An 18,598-nucleotide genomic window follows, 5' to 3' on the forward strand; every position below is an offset into this window, starting at 1 on the left:
CCCCAAAAACCATAAACAGAACCCAAGCAAAAACGGCTTCAAAACCGGACATTTCTATCTAGCCGGAACCCGGACATTTGAATCTGGCCATGACACAGACATATATTTGTAAGAAGATCGAAAGTCAAAGGCTCACTATGTGACCAAAAGAAAAGCCGCTCAAGCCGAGCGGCTTTTTTGTCGCCAACCAGTCTCCAGCAACCGGAGGTCTCATCGTGGGAACCCGAAAACCGAAAATCCTGACACGCCACAACGCAGCCCCGATTAATGAATTCCTGTACTACGCCCGGAGCATGCCTATGCGTCATCTTTGCCGCACGCTTGGACGCCATGAACGCATGGTCAAGGACTGGATGAACGGCAAAGCCGTAATACCCCCTTGGGCAGTCGCGTATTGCGCCTGCAGGCACTCGAACACGAATTGATGCGCGATCAGATGGGATACACCGCAATCGAACAAGAACTACAGCCACCAGTAACCATACCGCGACGCCTAATCGCTCCCGCCGCAAACGATCCATATAGCACCGGTCAGCTAACGCTCGATATATCGATCGCAGCGGTCACGTAAGCGCGCGCGTGACCACTCTAGCCTCAAACATCACCTTGATTGGCTTGTGGCGTCGTACTCATGGCAGCATAGACGCATCGTTCCGCATAGACCCGTGCGAGCTCGGCCTGATCGAGCATCGCAAGCGACTCAATATCGGGCGACTTATCCAAGAATTCGAGCAAGCGTTCCTTCGGCGTACGCTTGTAGCTTTCGAAGAAGAAGTCGTAGAGTTCCAACGGCGTCCTCGCCTTCGTACTTCGTTGCGTCAACTGTCCAAAGAAGGTATCCGGATGCCGCCGCCATGCTGACATTTCATCGTCGGACAGCGGCCAAACATAGATCGCGCTTTTGCCATCGGCAAACGAGAGTGCACAATACGCAGCTTTCTCGACTTCGTTGACTGTTGCCGTCGTTAATCGACCTGGTCGTTCAACGCCGTCCGCATCCGCGACGAGGTATTGGCCACCGATCTTCAATCGAGGAACATCACCGCCGAATGCGAATTCCGGGATCTCACCATCGAAGGTAACAGGTATGTCCCAATGGTCTCGCATCGATTCAATCAATTCTACTATCTCGCGGTGCCGCTCCCGGGCATCAATTGCCTCGCGCAACGGCAATTTAAGGTTCGCTTTAAAATCCGGAATCCGAAAACCGTCAATATCGGCACAGGATCGATAAGAAGTCGAGCGCAAATGATGATGCCACGGGGTATTTGTAACAATCAAATACGCAGGTGGCAATAATACTCCATCCACCTTCACATCTTCAAACCCCCTGAGTTTTCGAACCGCGGAATTCATCAAAGTTGATCCGCCTACCTCACTACCATCGTCGGGCATATTCACGTCGACAAAAATAATCCGTGGATGATTTGCCCGCTTTCGTAATGCACCAATTAATAGTCGCCCCATTCTCGGTCGCGCACCAGATCGATGCTTTGCTTCGACGGAAAACCGTTTGCCAGTCCTTGTAAATGTAGCCGTGAATTCACAGTGACTCGTAGTTCGATCGTCCTCATCCTCAAATTCAATCGTAAAACCAGCCCGAATCAAAGCTGCTGCCACGAAAATTTCATACCGCGCACCCTCAAAATTGCCTCGATTTCTCAGTCGCACCACCAACTTTTCCTGCAACTCTACATTATGATGAAGTTCGTATAAGTCGTACGCAAGATGATAATACGCAGCAACAGCCCCCGTCATTTGGGCGTCGAAGACTTCCCCCGGTATTTTAACGACAGCACGCTGCCGTTCGCATACCAATTGATACCAGTTCAAAATCGGATGGCGCTGCTCTGAAGTCTTTGCCAACTCCCCGTTCCCCCATTCTGGACCGAGAGCGATTTTAATGTAGTCACCAAGAAAGTCGTGAAACGTCTTCCACTTAGTGGAGTGCATTAGGCGATCGTTCACGGCCACGATGCGGCGACCGCCGCTCATTTCCGCCGAGATGATCGGTCGACCCAACCCCTGCTGGCGTTGACGCTGTACTTCAGCAGCCTGCATGTTTGCAAGCAAGCCTCGCATCTCAGCGCCGATACGATCCTGAGCGTTAAAAGCTCCATGGCAACGCTTATATTTTATCCCGCTGCCGCAATAGCACGGGTCCTTACGTCCATATTTTGCCATAGCGGATCAACCTTTCTAGCATGCACCATTTTAGCACAGCACTGTTAGCGCACCTTATAATCTAAAACAGCACGCACTTAGTTAAAACCTTGCCGTACCACGAAAGAATGCCCCAATTCTTTTTCGTACAGAACCAAGTCAGAGTATTCCAATTTCCACTCAAACTTTGCATTCACCGGCGGCTTAAGGTCAACTTTATCGTAAAATCTCTCTATATACTCCCGTTGATCCAGTCGAAGATCAATTTGATTAATCTCCCGCGCATACAGGCCGGCCGTCTGCACTACATGAATAGGATGTCCAGACGAAGTGATTGGCGATGACACAACAAGTGTTCCGGGAGGAAGTGTTCCAGTTCTAAAACTATCAAACAGTTTCCATAATTTCGATCTTTCATCGGTCATTTTATCGACGCTGAAATTGAATACGGAGTGATCGAAAATTCCGAGCGCCGTGAATTTATCGCGAGTGACCGCCGCAAATAACACTTCACTCGTTCTTTGCACATGCCCGCGGATTTCTCGCCCATCACCCAAATGAAAATGATGAAAACCCATCGCATTTAAAATTAAATCCTTATCGCTCCATCGATTTACATCCGGCCCTGTCTTCGAAGACTCCAGATTGTACCCTTTTGAATGTACTCGAAGTGACAGATACGGAGTCAAGTCCTCGCCCGACCTTACTTTCTCGAAAAAACCTTCGATGGCGGAGTTAAGGTGTTTCCAACGAACATCTTTCTTGACCGAAGGTTCTACGACGACTGCCCTAGGTTTATTTGCAACGTAACGGCTAATCCAATTCAAGTAATGAACCAACAGAGTTCCAAGAGGCATACTTTCCATCGCCTCTTTAGTTTCACGATTGTTCGGAAACTTGGGAATATCTCTAATCAGACTGCCACGGAGCGTCTTTATGCGTTTTGATTCAACCATATAGCTCTCAAAGTCTGGAACGGGTTCAAGTCACTTTGCGGCCTTAAGTATATTCGCGCGTCGCGATTTTGAGAGCCTCCGCCGGATCGTCCGACAGGATGTGCTGCCCAGTATCGCTTTTCGCCCCCGTTCCTTGAACGGATTGCGAACGTGGATATTGCCGTTGTCGACGCCGACAACGCTGTGCCAGATCGAGCGCAGCACGCGATAGATTTGACGCCCTTTGACCGCGACATGCAGGTGCCATGCACCGCGTTGCTGACGCTCGGCAACAGCAACGTACTGGAATCCGCCGAGCGCGCCAAGGCGACGACGCAGCGAATCGAAATCGCGCTTCAAACGCGTCTTATCCTGCATGTTTTCACGGTACGTCAGTGTGATCATCCGATCCGCGCCAATGGCCTTGCAACGTAACCGAACCTGCTGTTTCGCACGTTTGGCAGCATCCATCAAATCGCCGATTTCGGGCCGACGCTGGCCTGCGAGAAGCTCTGGGAATGCCACGGCATCCGGCTGGCGAAGGGAAACGGTACGGAAGCTGAATGATGGATGCGGGCCTGTGGGTGCCGCGCCGGCAGCGCGCGCTGAAGATCTACCAGCCGCGGGCGCGGCGTACGTGTTACGGCGAGCTGGTGCAGATCGACGGCAGCGAGCACGCATGGTTCGAGCAGCGCGCGCCGCAATGCACGCTGCTGGTGTATGTCAACGATTCGACGAGCCGGCGTTCTGCGCGAACTCGAGCTCCGCGAAGGGACGCGTCGAGCGCGCGCACCTGACACTGCAGGACCGGTTGGTGAAGGAACTCAGGCTGCGCGGCATCAGCACGGTGGCCGAAGCCAACGCGTATGCGCCCTCCTTCATCGCCCGCCTATAACGCGCGCTTCGCGAAGCCGCCCAGAAGCACGTTCGATGCGTACCGGTTGCTGCGCGATGACGAGGATCTTGATCTGCTGATGACCTGGCGCGAGACGCGGCGCGTGACGAAGTCGCTCACTTTGGCAATCGATTGCAGTGGCTAAGTTCTGATGTCCGCTTCTTGCCAAGTTCCACAACCGTAGCTTCGTTCGCAGGCGATATCGCAACGAACCGGAACAGTAACGCACCGGGCGACCAAGGTCGCCAGCAAGGAGCCGATCGTCGTCACAGCGTGTTCGAGTTCGTGCGTCATCTTTAACCGCGCGTGTCGACCCAATTGCGCGCCCAGCGTGCCGAGTGCCGCAACGCCTGCTCTTCACTCGTGAAGTAATCCAGCGAATAGAACTGGTAACGGCGTTCGGCGCGCGTGATATCAGTGCACTGGAGCAGCAGGTTGGATGAAAAACTACCGTCGGGCAAACGATGCGCCGAGGGTTGGACGGCATAGCCGTTGTATTGCTGAGTCTGTTTGTTCTGCATTTCAGTTTTAGTGATATTGGAGTGAACGTGCGACGCTCAAAATGCGCACCGGGAGAGCTGATTCGAAGCCGTCGCAAATCGAATCCGAAACAGCCGGAATCCGAAAAATGGCGTCAGAAGCGAGAAAGGAGAATGAGGTGCAACGAAGCGTGCGGTTGAGCTAGCTGCTGAACGTACAGCTGCAGCCAGGCGCGTCCTCGCCGCGGTTGGGAGACAAAGCTCCGCGAGGGTGTCGCTGCAAGCCGGCCTCCGTCGCAGGAGGCCAGGCTCTTCAAACTTTACAGCGGCTTGATGTTAGCCGCTTGCAGACCCTTCGGGCCTTGCTTCGTTTCGAAGCTCACCTTCTGGTTCTCAACCAGGGTTTTGAAGCCGTCGCTCCTGATCTCGGAGAAGTGAGCAAACAGGTCGTTGCCGCCCTTATCCGGGGTGATGAAGCCAAAGCCTTTGCTATCGTTGAACCACTTAACGGTACCGGTATCCATGAAGAATCCTTGGGAAATAGTGAAAAATTTGCTCCGCTGAAGAGCGCGTGAAGAATCAAGGAGGGAGAGGACAACGAATACCGCTGGAGAGCGAGCAATTGATGAACAGCAATCGAACTTCTTGAACTTCAGACAGCACCCTAACCGCCGGGTAGTACCAGCGTCAATACTTTTCTTGTAACGGTTTTACCCGGTGGTCCGTTTCGCGGCTGGCGATGTCGCGCTGCCCGGCCAGGCAGTGAGGATCGCCATTCGAGTCGAGCCGGGCGCTGCGCCCGGACGAACGGGTTAAGACCACTGGGCGCAACTGCACATGGCTAGTACATTTTTCCTGGCGGCAACGCTCGCGCGGCCCGTTTCCGTTGCCTCGCCACGGCAGCAGCCATTTTACGTTTTCGCCGTTCGTTGGGTTTTTCGAACTTCATTCGTGCACGAAGCTCTTTCAGGAGTCCAGTGTTTTCAATTGACCGCCTGAATCGGCGTAGCGCAACCTCCACTGGCTCGTTCGGTCGCAAGGTTACGGTAGTCATTGGGGTCCTTATCTTAAACGACGAAATCTGTTACGCGCGTTCCCGGCATCGGCGCCGGTATCGGCCGATGACGATACTGCGTACGCCTCTTCGACGCTTACGCATTGGTTAAGACATTACGTCGGCGCGAAGACTACAGCGCCACGATCCTCGAAATGCGTAACGCTACGTACGAAGCGGTATACCTGCCCGGCGATTTCTACCTCGTTGCGTCCCGACTGCGTGCGCTGAAGGATGTCCTCGGCATCCGCCACGGCAATCGATCCATGGAAGATGAGAAAGCTTTGCGCCTTGGCCGCGTTACCCACGTACATCGCGCACGCGTCGTCGCACGCCTGCATCATGATGACGCTCTCTCCGGTATTAAGCGAAATCTCGAGATATTCCGCCAGACACAGTAGTGACTTAGCCGCCGTCATGGTTGTCCTTTAGAGCGCACTCAACAGTTCAAGCTGACGTGGCGTTTCCGTCCCGACAACCAGTGAGAACATGCACCGCATCGATCGCTCTTCGGCCGAAAACATGTGCAAGCTTGAGAAAGCGTCCCAGATAGCGCCATCGAGCGGCCGTGCGACACCATGTCTGCGCGCAAATACCTTTAGCAGCGGACTGGCCTGCCGGCGCATCAGGCAGCGGTGAACGTCAAGAACGTAGCATTCGTGTCCGGCGCGAAGTACGAGGTAGTACGGGACTGGCTGTCGACTTTCGTCCATGGCGACTGACTGGATAAGGGATCCCGAGCGCGGCGCCTTGCCCGCGCTTGCATCAAGTGTTGGGGCAACAATGGGCGGTTCGCTCCACACTAGCCGTAGCGTCGTTCGAGCCATTCCATTGCCCATTCGGTAGCGAGTCTGGCCGCCGCGACCGCAATCACTGTTCGCCGTCCAGGATCGATTCCCCCTCCGGACAGGCGTCGATCAGACGTTTGGCGTACGCGGTCGATGCGCGCCTCGCGTCGCCACTACTCTCGAACGGTCGCTCGGCGGGCAGTGCAAAAACACGACTACGTGCGCCCTCCTGGGCCCCGGGCTCATTGATACGGACGGCCGCATCGAAACCTTCGTCGTAGCTGTGGCCGAATCCTGCTTTTGTACGCTGACGCGGAAACACGAGTGGCTGGACTTCCAGCCCTTTATATACGTAATGGGCGGCTTGCATGAGAGACCTTCACTGCCGCGGTTGCGCGGCATCTAGTGTGCGAAAACGGCAGACGATGACCGTATCGGTCAGGTACCGTAGAGATAACGGTGCCGTTGAATAACAGGCGGGACTGGCGCTCGCGTGCAGACCGGCAGGGATCGCCGAGGCGAGCGCGGGACATCGGTAGGCAAACCCATGGTACGCGCTTCTGGATGTTTGTACAGCGCTTTCGCGTTTGCTGCCGCTTACCGCTCCGGATATTAGCGTTGTGACAGCAGCCGCATTGATAACCGATGGACAACCATGGCGCGTTGCTCCCTCGATTTCCGTCGCATCCGGTGTCACCAGAACGGTCCTTCAACCCGGCGCCGCAATGGACATCCTGGCACCGCCACGTCAACGGCGGCGAAATGCAGTCCTTTGCGTTGCCCCGCCGCTTCGTTCGTCCTTGTGTCGGAAATTGATTCTTCCCTTCGTCAGATCGTACACCGAGAGTTCCAGCGTTACCCGATCGCCCGCAAGGATGCGGATGTGATTCTTGCGCATGCGACCGGACGCGTACGCGCCCACCACAACGCCATTGTCAAGCGTGACGCGGTAGCGGCTGTCCGGCAGCACTTCGTCAACGATACCGTCGAGTTCCAGTAATTCCTCTTTGGCCATTCAAAAGTCCTGATTAATTGCTCTCACGTCCTGGCCGGCGCCTCGCTGCAGGAAAAGCCGCGAGCTTAACCGGCACGTACTCGTGCGATGGTGGAAACGTGAGGTTTGATGGGCAGCCATCACGCACGGGTCGCTGCCCAGGCAGCGGATCAGGTACGCGACGGGATGGGTACGCCGTGAAAGGCCGCAATACACGGCCGATGAAGTGGGACGTACAGTTCGGCAGGGGCCATGGCCGACCCTCGCCGGGCGATCAGCGGGACATTCGCGACGAACAACGCGTTCTGTCACCGCTATGAGGTGTGCAAGTCGCTGATTGTAACCGAAGACCACCTTCTGCGCTGTTGTCGTCGGGGCATTCGGTCAAGACTTCGTATCCTCTGGCTTCGAGCCCGGTGCGACACCAAGACGAGTTTGTGCCGCGACGAGTTGATCATCCGTAGTCGCCACCAGCCACAGACGTGCGCGCTCCGACATCCGGCAGTTGTGGTCCTTCAATGGGCCCATCGTCATAGCGGCCCTCCAGGTTACCGGACCTACCCGGCTACTTCTGCCCGATGGCGCGCCTACCAGCAGGCAGTAAGGCCCCAGCGGAAGCGACACAAACGGAAGTGCTGGACTGGCGCGCGCGCGCCAGTCAATGAATGGTGTGTCGCTGATAAGCAATGGTGTGGGCATGCCGTAAAGCACACTGAAATCGTACAGCGCCAGCTGCTCGCGCATGCCGACGTAAATACGCCGGACGTCGTCAACAACCGCCGCGCGGATCTCGTCCTCGAACATAGGCTCCTTTGCATAGCGAGCAAGTGCCTCTCGGGCTTCGAGTTGATATGCGCTGAACAGGCCGAGATCCAGGCAGTCGTGCACTGCGCGCTGAACCTCAGCGACAGAACCTGCTTCCTCTGGCCTGCCTAGCTGCGCAGCCCGTAAAAACCGGGCAAGTCCCGCGTCCTGAATCGCTGGACCATCCGCAGATCCATCGTCTTCACCGTCCTTATCAAGCGGCACGTAAACATATTTCTCGGCCGCGAAACGGCATTTCTTGCCTTCGTCAAACCTGATCTCACCATCGACGCAGTCCAGATAGCGAGTTCCGATTCGACCATGCTCCCAAATCCAGTTTTTCAGGAGCGGACGCAGTGGATGCAGCCTGTCTTGATCGGTCATTGAAACCTCCAGGTGCCCCAGTATAGTGGAGGGCTTCGGTATCGAGGTTGGCCACGCTCGAAATGGCTGAACAAACCGAAGTGTAAGTGAACAACGCTTCCTCGATGACCTACTCGCCCCTGCCCTCGCCCGACGGCTCCAAAACTTCGGCCACTTCGCTTTGCATCATCAGCGAAATATCTCGCCCCGCAGACGAATGCCGCGGCCCGGTCGCGCGCGCGATCTGCCAACGCCGAGGTGGCAGACGTGTCGTTGCCGACGACGCACCGCTCAATTGCCTTCGCGGGACGCGACTCAAGCACCCCGCGCGATCATTAAAGTTGAAGCAGACCTATGCAATGCGCTGAAACGCGCGCCTATAATCGTGCCCACTTCATCTTTATGCACCGGTCATGCACGCGAAAATCAACGGCACCACTATCTACTTCGATGTTGAAGGCGCAGGCCTTCGGCAAGGACACGGCAAGCTCGATGAAAAACCGGTGATCGTCGCGTTGCATGGCGGGCTCGGGCTCGACCATGGCTATCTGCGGCATGGCGTTGGCGCACTGCGCGATGACGCCCAGGTCATCTACGTCGATATGCGCGGTCAAGGACGCTCCGCCCGGGCGGACCTCGCAACGTGCTCGCTCGAGCAAATGGCCGATGACGTCGCCGCATTGTGCGAACTGCTCTCCATCGACCGCGCATTTCTGCTCGGCCATTCCGCCGGCGGGTTTGTCGCGATGCACGCAGCGCTGCGTCATCCGGCGCTGGTGGCCGGATTGATGCTGTGCGGCTCGTCGCCCACAGTGCGCCCGTTGCTCGACGACCCGAACGACCCCGCGCCTACCCTCGCCGGACGCGCGGGCGCACAGGAACTTGCGGTCGCGACACGGCTATTCAGCGGTGAAGTTACCCTCGAGTCGGTCAATGCATTCTTCGCGGCCGTCGGCCCCTACTATCTCGCGCCGGCGAACATGCATCTTTTCGAACAGGTCTTTAAACCGACGACCATCACGATCGAAATGATGCAGCATTTCATGGGCAAGATCGCTCCCACTTACGACCTGCTGCGTGATCTCGAACGCATCAAGGCACCCACTATCGCGATGGTTGGCCGCCACGACTGGGTGTGCCCGCCGCGCGCGAGTCGTGCGATCGCACGCGGCATACCCGGTGCGCAGCTTGTCGAATTCAATGAGTCGGGACACTTCGTCTTTTCCGAAGAGCCCGCGAAGTTTCGCGATACCGTGACCGACTTTGTCACGCAGCATTGCGCGCGTCCCTAAACCTCGTGCTGCGCGCGCAGCCGCTGTACGTTACGAGTGAGCCATCGCCGTCACCGTTTGACCAATCGAAATACTTCTTATTTTCTTCGCTCGACGCACTCGCTATAGCCGCCGCCGACACCGATTAACTCTATTTGAGAAATCGCAAAAAAGTTTATACGATGCAAGCGTTGCTAACCTCACGACAATTAATTAACAGCGAGTACGCATAGATTTAACCGGTTGCAATGTAAACAGCATATACGCCCGATAGAATGCAATGGAGGCAATCCAATTGACATCAATTGCGCGCAGGCGGATACGACACGAAGATTATCGGCGTTGCGAGATCGATTTCCAGCTCGAACTCGCGAGAGGCGCATCGTTCATTGCCAGCAGCATGAGCAAAGAAACGCTTCAACGCACGGTGGACGAAACCATCTGCGGATTCGCGCAGATGCATGGCCCGAGTGCCGCGATTGTCTTTTGCAGTGTGCTGTCCGATCGTCTTCTCAGTCGGGGACGTGCCGATGCGGCCGCAATAGTGAAAAGATCCGTCAATGGATCATGACTGAAACTTCATTAGATAATACGACACGTAAAGTGACGTTTGTTCATTTGATAATACGGTTCTTTCATCATTAGATAAGACAACACCATCAAGAATTGAATGCGTGCGTACATTGTCTGCGTCGGACTGAAACAAATACTGCGCGCCCGAAACAAATAAGCCGATCGAAAAAAAGATAAAGACATCTGTAATCGACGGCAGCGCGCATGCGAGCTTCAAAAAACGCGCGCTGTAATGCACGCTGCTAATGTATTTGGCAACCCGGAGCATGGACGACGTCAGAAGCGATGACGCAATCCGACTCTGACAAGCGATTGATACCGGTTCGACGATGCGGAAATGCCATTCAGGTTCGCCACCGCCCCTCTGCCTGTCGAATCGTCGCCATGCGCGGTCTGATAGAGCGCGGCAACATAGATGTCCGTTCGTCCCGATAGCGCGTAATCGGCGCCCGCGGAGACCTGGTTGTAGGTTGCACCACCGACTGTCGCATTCACCTCGCTGCCGTGCAGATAGTTGTACGCAACACCCGCCCGCAGCTGCGGCGTGAACTGATACTGCACGCTGCCTTCGACATCGTTGAAGACCGCGGTGGCCTGCTCGAGTGCGCCGATCCCGCCAAAGCGGATGTTCGAGTAGGTCGAGCCGAATTGCCAGCGGCCCAGTTTGTACGCGCCGCCCGCGGCCACCACCTGATACGAGTTCGCGGTTGCATAACCGCTCAGAATCGGCGTTGCGGTCAATCCATTGGACGCCGCGGTATCGGTCGGATTGCTGCCGAATAGCGATGCAGCCGGATTCTTCGCATTCAGGTACGCGATGCCCAGATCGATCGGCCCACCGGTGTAGCCGGCCGCTAGCGAGAACTCGCTGTTCGTGCCTGATGAACCGGGCACGCCGCCGAACGAATACAGTCCCTCGAACGAAAAGCCGGAGAGGCTCGCGCTATGAAACTTGATCGCGTTGTTGGTGCGACGCGTGTCGTTGATGTTGTCGAGGTCCGCCGGGTGAGCCGCATGCAAGGTACCGACATTCGAGGTGCCGAACTCGAAACGCCCGATGAAATCGACCACGCTGTCGTATTGACGGCCGAGTGTGACGGTGCCGAACCGGTCGCTCGAGATGCCAACGTAGGCCTGCCGTCCGAATTCCGCGCCGCCTTGCTGCAGTTTGCCAGTGTTCAGTTCGAAGCCGCTTTCCAGCACAAACAGCGAATGCAGACCGCCGCCGAGATCCTCGGTGCCGCGCAAGCCCCATCTCGAACTGTTCAACCCGAACGTACTATCGAGCCGGAACAGACGTGCGCCCGATCTCGAGCCCGGTACCGCCGTATTGCTTGCCGCTTCGAAGCCCTCATCGATCAGACCGTACAGCGTCACACTGCTTTGCGCATGGCTACTCAATGACCAGATCGATAGCATCGCAAATAAAGCTTTCTTCTTCATTTCGTTACGTCACCCACCTTATATTTGTGCTCTATCACATGCAGTCGCGTCGCCAGCGAGTGCATGCCCTTCTCTTTGTGATGGTGTTGCCCGTCACACGACGTGGTGCGGTGACGGACCGTGACGATTGATCGATCGGGTCACGGCAACGAGGTTAACCGTGACGACCGACATTTATTCCATTGGCATAAGTGACTGCCGGTCGACCTATGCGCACGCGTGTCGATCAGCCCGCTTTCTTGATGGCCTGTTTGTGCAGTGAATGGCTCAAACCGGCACATTCATACCCGGCGCGCGGTTGTGTTCAGCCCTTCGCGTTACCGTCCGCGACGTCCGGACGCCACCGGTTATTCGGCGTCCGGTCGCCTGCCACCCAGCGCTTCAGGTCGCGTTGCGCGCGTTCCGCCATTTCCGCGGCAATGCCTGTGGCGTCCGGATGATCGACGGTAAATTCCACCAGCAAGCCATTCGGGTCTTTCACGTACAACGACGTGCAGATGCCGTGCTCCATAATAAAAGACTCCATCCCGGCGGCAGCGATGCGTTCTTTTATTTCTGCCTGCGTCGACGCTTCGACGAGCATCGAGATATGCACGAACAGCGACTGCTCGCGGGCCTTCCAGATACGCTGTTTGTTCTCGTCGGCGAAGTTGAAGAACGCGAGAGCGCTGCCGTCGTGCAGACCGTAGAACGCATGGCCGAGTTCGATCCATTCCCCCTGGATCAATTCTTTTTCGATGTACATGGCCGTTAGAGGAATGCCGAGCACGTCCTCATAAAAGCGCCGGTTGGCCTCGTGATCGTCAGTCGTGTATGCGTGGTGATGCATTCGCAGCGGAAGTTGTTGCAACGGCTTCGTCTTGGGGCTGGAGAGTGTCGTCGTTTCCATTCAATACTCCGTAAGTTCTCCGCAGGTCTTCCGCAGGCTGTATGCCCCGCGTTATCAGGTCCTGCTGATTCGCTTAACAGCCCGGCTGCGTTGTGTATTCCATAGTGCATCCGATCGCATCCGAATAAATCGTTCGTCTTCGCCACGCTTCACGGCAACGGACATCAAGGTGACGAAGCGAACGTTGCGGATAAGCACCGGCCGTATTGTTCAACCGCGTCCGCGCAACGCCATGGCATTGGTGTCATGTGTGTCAAAGTTCTTCGTTTCGTTGCATACCGATCAGATCGGTGCGCGTCAACGAAAAAATTCGATACCTATGTATCTAACCTTGCCGCATCTCCTCCACGCGGAAAACATTCCAATGATCGTCAAACGTGTCGTCAAGGGGGTCGTCGCCGGCGCCGCGCTCGTTTCGCTGCTCGTCCATGCGCAGTCTTCAGCGCAGGCGGAGACGGTCAACATCGCTTACCAGTACGGCGCCGATATTGTCGCGGCGCTTGCGTCCGGCGACATGCAGATCGGCGAAGTAGGATCGAGTCCGTTCGCAGCCGCCGTGAGCCGCGGCGTACCGATCGAGGCCGTGGTGCTCAATGCGTTGACGGGCGGCTCCGAAGCCCTGGTCGTGCGTAACGGTGCGCACATCGCCGATCCGGCGTTTCTGCTGATGGACGAACCGCTCGGCGCGCTCGATGCGCTGACGCGCGAGCTATCTAACCATCTTTGCACCGTTGACCATCGCGACCGCGGCCGGCGCGAGCCGTGTCGCGAAGAGCCGCCTGCTTGCGGCCGCCTCGCCTGGCGCGACGCGTTACCAGCTGCTGCGTCACGTGGTGCTGCCCAGCGCGTTGCCGGAGATTCTAACGGGCCTGCGCATCGCGCTCGGCTCCGGATGGTCGACGCGCGTCGCGGCTGAACTGATTGCCGCGACGCGCGGCCTGGGGTTTATGGCCTATTCGGCGTCACGCTTCCTTGTCACCGTTGTCGTGATTGCCGGCATTCTGGTGATCGGCGCCATCGCGGTGCTGCTCGAACTCGGGCTGCGATGGCTGCAACGCAAACTGGCGCCGTGGCACGCGGACCATTGACCTTCCGGTTAGAGCTTCAGCGCCGTTGCCTCCGCGGTGAGATAGCCGACCGAAGCCGCATAGCCATCCTTGTAGTTCGCGCGCACCAATGGATCGAGCGTCGCTTTCACCTTGTCGTGAATAGCAGCCCAGTCGCCCGCGTGCTGGAAATTGCTCATGATGTACGTCCAGCCGTTAATCTCGTCGACCGCATGCAATCCGGTCGATTCCGCGCCGGCCGGTGTCGACAGCACGCGCGACAGCGTCTTCGTATCGACGTTGTACGCCCACAGGAAGTTGTTCACGTGATTGCCGCTGTCTTCGCCGATGAACAGCGTGCGCAGCTTCGCCGAAAACTTCAGGTTGTCCGGGTTCGCGATCTTGTCGATATTCGCCTTGTTGCCGAGCGCGTCGGGCGTCGCCAGATCTTCGCCGACGAGCGCCGCCGGCGCGCTCATATCGACCGGCACCCATTCACTGTCGATCATCGAGCCGTCGCTCGCCTGCTGGCCGCCGCGCAGGTTCAGTGCGTAGACGGCGCCCGCGTTGATCGCCTTGTCGAGCGCGATGTCGGTTGAATGAGCGTTGCCGCGCACCATCGACGAAACGATCTGCGACATCGCCGAATACAGCACCTTGTCCTGCGCATTGACGGTCGTGCCTTCGAGCTTCGTGAAGCACATGCTCGCGCCGGCTAGCGCCGCGTAGCGGTGCGTCTCGAGGAAGGTCGCGGCCTTTTCCATGCCCGGTTTGATTTGCACCCAGTTGAACGCGCCACCGACGTTGATCTTCTCGTAACCCGGGTGCTGCGTCGTATCGCTATCTTTGACCGGAATCACGTCCATGATGTCGGCCGCTGTCAGCTGATTTGCGAGCGCTTCGATTTCGGCACTCGTCGCGTGGCCAAGTTTGATCCACGACAGCGTCGCGGCGCCCGCGCCTGCCGACGATGTCTGGTGCCACTTCGCAACGTACAGCGTGCCGGCCGACAGGTCCTTCGCGGTGTCGGCGATAAACATGAACAGACCGCCGTTGGTTGCGTCATCCCCCATCAGCACCGTGCGTTCGTCCGGCATCACCTGGATCAGCTCGTGCGAAATGCGGCCCAGGCAGTAATGCTTCTTGATGCTGCCCGTACCGTCCGGATGCACGGTGACCTCGGGCAAATGTCCGTAGTGGTACGGGTTGGCCTTCGCCGGATCGCCGTACAGGTTCTGGCTGAATCCGCGCAGTTGCGCGTCGGTCGCCGCGATCGTTGCGTCCGGCTCGTACTCTTCGCTCGACAGGTGCGTGTTCCATGGCGACAGGCTCGCGCCGCAGGTAATCCACAGTCCATGCGCCGCGGACGTGTCGACGTTCGAATAGCTGACGAACGACAGCTTGCCGGTGGCCGGGTCCTGGTCCAGCGTGAGCACCGCGATCGGCGACGGCAGCATGCCGTACATGTCCGCGCCGGTCAGATCGCCGGTCGCATATTCGAACTGCACGACCGCGAACACCGGGTTCCCCTTTACGCCGCGCACGGTCGGATGATCGAGCTTGAGCAGCGACGTGCCGTCCGGACAATCGGAGAAGAACTGCCGCTCGCTGCCAGGCTGCGAGCGGTCGATGATCGGCTGGTTGTTGATATCGAAATAGCCGCCGGCGACGATCGCGCCGCCTTGCGTATTCGCCACCGTATCGCCGGTCGAGAAGAACGACTGATATGCGAGCTTGTAGTTGACCGTACTGCCGTCGACAAAGCGCGCGGTCATCGTCGAGCCGACCGTCGTCTTCGCCATCGCAGCCGGGTCGGCCAGCGTCGGCGCCGGCATGCCGGTGAACGATGCCGACGCGAACGCGGCGCGCGCGACCGGCGTGGCCGCCGCGGAATTGCTGTCGCTGCCGCATGCGGCGAGCAGCGGCGTCGCCGCGAGCACGCCGCCAAGCGGCAGCATCGGCGCGCCGGCGATCAGTTTGAGAGCCTTGCGGCGCGACGAATCGAAGTGTTGTTCCATATTCTTGTAAGGTCCGTACGGGTGAGGTAGCGCGCACACCGACAGGACCACTCACGTCCATGCGCCGCGCTCGGGTGGAAACGTGTGCATGCTATGAAATGAATATGAAATTATGTTGACAGTCATTGGTAAAGGTTGACGGTCATGGTCAGGCGGGCTTGAGCAGGCTTGAGCGGGCTCAAGGAGGCTCAAGCGCATGGCCGCATGCCGCCGGTGGCGGCGTGCGGCGCCGGGATCAGATTTTCAGCGGCGTGACCTTGGTGCCCGACAGCGAAACGTCGGCCATCAGACCGGCATTGGTCATCACGATCACCTCGACCGGCGCAGTCGCGGTTGTCGTATCGATCGCCCCGTTTGCGCCGACCTTGATTAATGCAACGGACGCGTCGCCCGCCACCGTCCAGCCCTTCGAACTGCGAAACTGCTGCAGCGCGTCGGACGTCATGAACAGGAACACGATCGCCTTCGATTGCGCACCCACGGTCAAGCCGAACGAACCCGATGCCGTGCTGTAGTACCCGACCGTACTGCCGTTTATCAATAGCGCGCCCTCGCCGTACTCGCCGCCGACAATGAATCCGGCCTGAACCACGGACGGGAAAACCAGCACGCCTTGCGCTTTCGATACCAGTTCCCGTGACCCGCTGACTGTCGTGTACAGACGCGACATCGTGCCGTCGACACTTGCGTCGATCGATGCCCGCTTGGCCGCATCGGTTGCGCCGCTTTCGCCACTGCCGGTTGTGGTGGTACAACCGGTCCACGCGGACAACGCCGCTGCGGCCATGGCACCGATCATGAATTCTCGTCGACGCATCGCAGTTCTCCATTAATGGATGAGATCGATGCGAATTCAAGTCTGATCCGCTCGCCCTCATAAACCGACGATCCGTGACGGAGCACCGCTTCCAGAAGCTGGGGCTTCCATGCGCTGAGCGAGTCGCGCATCTGTTCGCGTGTGCTGCCATGCGCACCGAGCGAATCGCGCAGTACATCGCACGAAATTGAAAACGTGCGATAGCCCCATCCGAAGCCGTACGCCGAGAACCATAACGCGTCTTCATCGGACAGCGCGGGCGCTGTCATCCAGACCATAGGCTGATTCATCGCAATCACTCCGCGCTAACGCATCGAGGATGCCGGTTGACGAAGTTAACAATAGGGGTCCGTATCATGCATCGTTTGACGTATGTCAAACCGGGTCAATGGCAACTGGCAGGGCTGCATCGCTGTCCGGTCCACCGCGTTGACCTGAGTCGACGCGCCCTCACCGATACGCGCGAGTAGCGTCGCCTATCGCGCGACGAGCCCGTCCCCCGCATGGGGTGACCGAAAAGCATTGACCTGCGTCAAGCTGGCCGATCATCGCTTGCGTATCGTGAGTGAGTAGATCGGTCGTTCTCGCCATAGCGAGCCAGACCAGATGGGGAGGCGAGATGGACAGACCCGTTTCAGGCAAAGCCGTGCGCGGTACGCGCACCCATTCCGCGCCATACCGGACACCGGATGAGCGAGCCGCGCAAGGGCGCATCATCCGCGATTCGATTCCGCGCTCATTGCAGGCGGGATGGACCGTGCCTGCCCGGCGCCACGATCCGGTCGAACTCCTGGTTGCATCGAATCAGCATCGTCTGGCGACGCTCGTGCCAATCCGTTTTGGACGGATGTCGGCATCGCCGTTTGCGTTCTATCGCGGCGCCGCTGCGGTGATGGCCGCCGACCTCGCGAGCGCGCCGACCAGCGGACTGCGTGTACAGGCATGCGGAGACGCCCATCTGATGAACTTCGGCGGCTTCGCCACGCCGGAGCGCAACGTGATCTTCGACATCAACGACCTCGACGAGACGTTGCCCGCGCCGTTCGAGTGGGATCTGAAGCGGCTCGCGGCAAGCGTCGTCATTGCCGCGCAACATCTGGAACTGCAGCACAGTGACATGACGCGCATCACGACGGACCTCGTGCGCGAGTACCGCGAGCGCATGCACGACTATGCAGCGATGCGCGCGCTCGACGTGTGGTACGACAAAATCGACCTGCAAAAATACCAGGATCGCTCGGCCGATCCTGAGATCGTCGAAGCCGTGCGCAAACGAATCTCGCAGCGCATCGAGGCAGAGCGCCGCAAGACCGTACCGGACCATTTGTATCCGAAGCTTGTCACCGAGGAAGGCGGGCAACCCCGCATCAAGGACGAGCCACCGCTGATCTTCCATCCGACCGAAGAGATCGCGCCCGGCCTTCAGACCGGGTATGCGCAGGCGCTCGCTTCGTATCGCGAAAGCCTCGCCGAACACGTGCGCGTTCTGTTCGACCGGTTCCACTTTGTCGATCTGGCAATCAAGGTGGTCGGCGTAGGCAGCGTCGGTACCCTATGCGCGGTGGGACTGTTCATGGCGTCCGACAACGATCCGTTGTTCCTGCAGGTCAAGGAGGCGAACGCGTCCGTGCTCGAACCCTATGCGGGCAAGAGCCGGCATTCGAATCACGGGGAACGCGTGATTGCCGGTCAGCGCATCATGCAGTCCGCGAGCGATGTGTTTCTGGGCTGGAGCCGCGGGCAGAATGGCCGCGATTTTTACTTCCGCCAGCTGCGCGACATGAAAATGAGCGTGATCATCGAAGCGCTCGACACGGGCTTGCTGCGGCAATATGCGCGCATGTGTGCGCACGCGCTGGCGCGCGCGCACGCGCGTTCCGGCGATGCGGCGATGATGGCCGGCTACATGGGTTCGGGCCAGACCTTCGACGACGCGATTACCGAGTTCGCGACGGACTACAGCTCGCAAAACCGGCGCGACTACCGGGAATTTATCCAGGCGATCCGAGAAGGCCGGATTCAGGCGACGACAGAAGAATAGACGGGGGTTCCCCGCTTTACGTCAC

Annotated in this window: 17 protein-coding genes and 4 pseudogenes; 6 read left to right on the forward strand and 15 right to left on the reverse strand. The window is 58.1% G+C overall.

Annotated elements, in window-relative coordinates; genetic code table 11:
• Positions 1 to 594: 594 nt before the first annotated feature.
• From BX592_RS05995 to BX592_RS06005, 3 genes and pseudogenes are all read right to left on the reverse strand, one after another.
• Entirely contained in the window at positions 595 to 2,184 is a 1,590-nt protein-coding gene (locus BX592_RS05995; protein ID WP_134190764.1) for a YecA family protein, read from the reverse strand.
• Positions 2,185 to 2,261: 77 nt separating this feature from the next.
• A complete protein-coding gene (locus BX592_RS06000; protein WP_134190765.1) occupies positions 2,262 to 3,119 on the reverse strand; it encodes a hypothetical protein in 858 nt (285 codons plus the stop codon).
• A 78-nt stretch (positions 3,120 to 3,197) separates the two neighbouring features.
• A pseudogene (locus BX592_RS06005) lies at positions 3,198 to 3,575 on the reverse strand (rolling circle replication-associated protein); the annotation flags it as partial.
• Between BX592_RS06005 and BX592_RS34310 the strand changes: the two are divergent.
• A pseudogene (locus tag BX592_RS34310) lies at positions 3,576 to 4,126 on the forward strand (transposase family protein); the annotation flags it as partial. It lies immediately after the preceding pseudogene.
• A 163-nt stretch (positions 4,127 to 4,289) separates the two neighbouring features.
• Here BX592_RS34310 and BX592_RS06015 read toward each other — a convergent pair.
• From BX592_RS06015 to BX592_RS06050, 7 genes are all read right to left on the reverse strand, one after another.
• On the reverse strand, positions 4,290 to 4,514 hold the full coding sequence (locus tag BX592_RS06015; protein ID WP_134190766.1) for a hypothetical protein: 225 nt from the start codon (positions 4,512 to 4,514) through the stop codon (positions 4,290 to 4,292).
• 278 nt (positions 4,515 to 4,792) lie between these two features.
• On the reverse strand, positions 4,793 to 4,996 hold the full coding sequence (locus tag BX592_RS06020; protein ID WP_134190767.1) for a cold-shock protein: 204 nt from the start codon (positions 4,994 to 4,996) through the stop codon (positions 4,793 to 4,795).
• A gap of 317 nt (positions 4,997 to 5,313) precedes the next feature.
• Positions 5,314 to 5,526 carry a 30S ribosomal protein S21 gene (rpsU, locus tag BX592_RS06025; RefSeq protein ID WP_134190768.1) on the reverse strand — a complete coding sequence of 71 codons (213 nt, stop codon included), beginning with the start codon at positions 5,524 to 5,526 and terminating at the stop codon, positions 5,314 to 5,316.
• 116 nt (positions 5,527 to 5,642) lie between these two features.
• Positions 5,643 to 5,945, reverse strand: coding sequence for a hypothetical protein (locus tag BX592_RS06030; protein ID WP_134190769.1), 303 nt, complete (start codon positions 5,943 to 5,945; stop codon positions 5,643 to 5,645).
• Positions 5,946 to 6,396: 451 nt separating this feature from the next.
• Positions 6,397 to 6,684: a hypothetical protein gene (locus BX592_RS06040; protein WP_134190770.1), complete on the reverse strand. Its 288-nt coding sequence runs from the start codon at positions 6,682 to 6,684 to the stop codon at positions 6,397 to 6,399.
• A gap of 378 nt (positions 6,685 to 7,062) precedes the next feature.
• Entirely contained in the window at positions 7,063 to 7,329 is a 267-nt protein-coding gene (infA, locus tag BX592_RS06045; RefSeq protein WP_134190771.1) for a translation initiation factor IF-1, read from the reverse strand.
• A gap of 363 nt (positions 7,330 to 7,692) precedes the next feature.
• Positions 7,693 to 8,496: a hypothetical protein gene (locus BX592_RS06050; protein WP_134190772.1), complete on the reverse strand. Its 804-nt coding sequence runs from the start codon at positions 8,494 to 8,496 to the stop codon at positions 7,693 to 7,695.
• 392 nt (positions 8,497 to 8,888) lie between these two features.
• On the opposite strand from BX592_RS06050, the gene BX592_RS06055 reads away from it, so the two are divergent.
• Positions 8,889 to 9,767 (forward strand): alpha/beta fold hydrolase, encoded by an 879-nt coding sequence (locus BX592_RS06055; protein WP_134190773.1) that lies wholly within the window; start codon positions 8,889 to 8,891, stop codon positions 9,765 to 9,767.
• A gap of 259 nt (positions 9,768 to 10,026) precedes the next feature.
• Complete coding sequence (locus BX592_RS06060; protein ID WP_134190774.1) at positions 10,027 to 10,317, forward strand: hypothetical protein; 291 nt, start codon at positions 10,027 to 10,029, stop codon at positions 10,315 to 10,317.
• 278 nt (positions 10,318 to 10,595) lie between these two features.
• Here the strand turns inward: BX592_RS06060 and BX592_RS06065 are convergent, their stop codons facing one another.
• Positions 10,596 to 11,762, reverse strand: a complete 1,167-nt coding sequence (locus BX592_RS06065) for a porin (protein ID WP_134190775.1) — start codon at positions 11,760 to 11,762, stop codon at positions 10,596 to 10,598.
• Positions 11,763 to 12,066: 304 nt separating this feature from the next.
• The gene (locus BX592_RS06070) at positions 12,067 to 12,651 is read right to left on the reverse strand and encodes a VOC family protein (RefSeq protein WP_134190776.1); all 585 of its coding nucleotides are present in this window, start codon (positions 12,649 to 12,651) and stop codon (positions 12,067 to 12,069) included.
• Between the two features lie 364 nt (positions 12,652 to 13,015).
• Here BX592_RS06070 and tauA point away from each other — a divergent pair.
• A pseudogene (tauA, locus tag BX592_RS06075) lies at positions 13,016 to 13,318 on the forward strand (taurine ABC transporter substrate-binding protein); the annotation flags it as partial.
• Between the two features lie 43 nt (positions 13,319 to 13,361).
• Positions 13,362 to 13,739: pseudogene (locus BX592_RS06080) on the forward strand (ABC transporter permease subunit); the annotation flags it as partial.
• An 8-nt stretch (positions 13,740 to 13,747) separates the two neighbouring features.
• On the opposite strand, the gene BX592_RS06085 reads toward BX592_RS06080, so the two are convergent.
• The 3 genes from BX592_RS06085 to BX592_RS06095 form a co-directional block, all read right to left on the reverse strand.
• Positions 13,748 to 15,715: a PhoX family protein gene (locus BX592_RS06085; protein WP_134190777.1), complete on the reverse strand. Its 1,968-nt coding sequence runs from the start codon at positions 15,713 to 15,715 to the stop codon at positions 13,748 to 13,750.
• A gap of 235 nt (positions 15,716 to 15,950) precedes the next feature.
• Positions 15,951 to 16,532 carry a BPSL1445 family SYLF domain-containing lipoprotein gene (locus tag BX592_RS06090; RefSeq protein ID WP_134190778.1) on the reverse strand — a complete coding sequence of 194 codons (582 nt, stop codon included), beginning with the start codon at positions 16,530 to 16,532 and terminating at the stop codon, positions 15,951 to 15,953.
• On the reverse strand, positions 16,511 to 16,822 hold the full coding sequence (locus BX592_RS06095) for a hypothetical protein (RefSeq protein ID WP_134190779.1): 312 nt from the start codon (positions 16,820 to 16,822) through the stop codon (positions 16,511 to 16,513). Before BX592_RS06095 ends, BX592_RS06090 begins: the two co-directional genes overlap by 22 nt.
• Positions 16,823 to 17,151: 329 nt before the next feature.
• On the opposite strand from BX592_RS06095, the gene BX592_RS06100 reads away from it, so the two are divergent.
• Entirely contained in the window at positions 17,152 to 18,573 is a 1,422-nt protein-coding gene (locus BX592_RS06100) for a DUF2252 domain-containing protein (RefSeq protein ID WP_134190780.1), read from the forward strand.
• The last annotated feature ends 25 nt before the right edge of the window (positions 18,574 to 18,598 follow it).

Origin of the sequence: Paraburkholderia rhizosphaerae, from assembly GCF_004366595.1 — a bacterium.
Classification (GTDB): Bacteria; Pseudomonadota; Gammaproteobacteria; order Burkholderiales; family Burkholderiaceae; genus Paraburkholderia; species Paraburkholderia rhizosphaerae.

Excerpts from the sequence above, each read along its gene's own strand:
- BX592_RS06055 (WP_134190773.1), top strand. The coding sequence starts at position 8,889 with ATGCACGCGAAAATCAACGGCACCACTATCTACTTCGATGTTGAAGGC.
- BX592_RS06100 (WP_134190780.1), top strand. The coding sequence starts at position 17,152 with ATGGACAGACCCGTTTCAGGCAAAGCCGTGCGCGGTACGCGCACCCAT.
- rpsU (WP_134190768.1), bottom strand. The coding sequence starts at position 5,526 with ATGACTACCGTAACCTTGCGACCGAACGAGCCAGTGGAGGTTGCGCTA.
- BX592_RS06085 (WP_134190777.1), bottom strand. The coding sequence starts at position 15,715 with ATGGAACAACACTTCGATTCGTCGCGCCGCAAGGCTCTCAAACTGATC.
- BX592_RS06000 (WP_134190765.1), bottom strand. The coding sequence starts at position 3,119 with ATGGTTGAATCAAAACGCATAAAGACGCTCCGTGGCAGTCTGATTAGA.
- BX592_RS06065 (WP_134190775.1), bottom strand. The coding sequence starts at position 11,762 with ATGAAGAAGAAAGCTTTATTTGCGATGCTATCGATCTGGTCATTGAGT.
- BX592_RS06030 (WP_134190769.1), bottom strand. The coding sequence starts at position 5,945 with ATGACGGCGGCTAAGTCACTACTGTGTCTGGCGGAATATCTCGAGATT.
- BX592_RS06060 (WP_134190774.1), top strand. The coding sequence starts at position 10,027 with ATGGAGGCAATCCAATTGACATCAATTGCGCGCAGGCGGATACGACAC.
- BX592_RS05995 (WP_134190764.1), bottom strand. The coding sequence starts at position 2,184 with ATGGCAAAATATGGACGTAAGGACCCGTGCTATTGCGGCAGCGGGATA.
- BX592_RS06040 (WP_134190770.1), bottom strand. The coding sequence starts at position 6,684 with ATGCAAGCCGCCCATTACGTATATAAAGGGCTGGAAGTCCAGCCACTC.
- BX592_RS06020 (WP_134190767.1), bottom strand. The coding sequence starts at position 4,996 with ATGGATACCGGTACCGTTAAGTGGTTCAACGATAGCAAAGGCTTTGGC.
- infA (WP_134190771.1), bottom strand. The coding sequence starts at position 7,329 with ATGGCCAAAGAGGAATTACTGGAACTCGACGGTATCGTTGACGAAGTG.
- BX592_RS06095 (WP_134190779.1), bottom strand. The coding sequence starts at position 16,822 with ATGAATCAGCCTATGGTCTGGATGACAGCGCCCGCGCTGTCCGATGAA.
- BX592_RS06050 (WP_134190772.1), bottom strand. The coding sequence starts at position 8,496 with ATGACCGATCAAGACAGGCTGCATCCACTGCGTCCGCTCCTGAAAAAC.
- BX592_RS06070 (WP_134190776.1), bottom strand. The coding sequence starts at position 12,651 with ATGGAAACGACGACACTCTCCAGCCCCAAGACGAAGCCGTTGCAACAA.
- BX592_RS06090 (WP_134190778.1), bottom strand. The coding sequence starts at position 16,532 with ATGCGTCGACGAGAATTCATGATCGGTGCCATGGCCGCAGCGGCGTTG.
- BX592_RS06015 (WP_134190766.1), bottom strand. The coding sequence starts at position 4,514 with ATGCAGAACAAACAGACTCAGCAATACAACGGCTATGCCGTCCAACCC.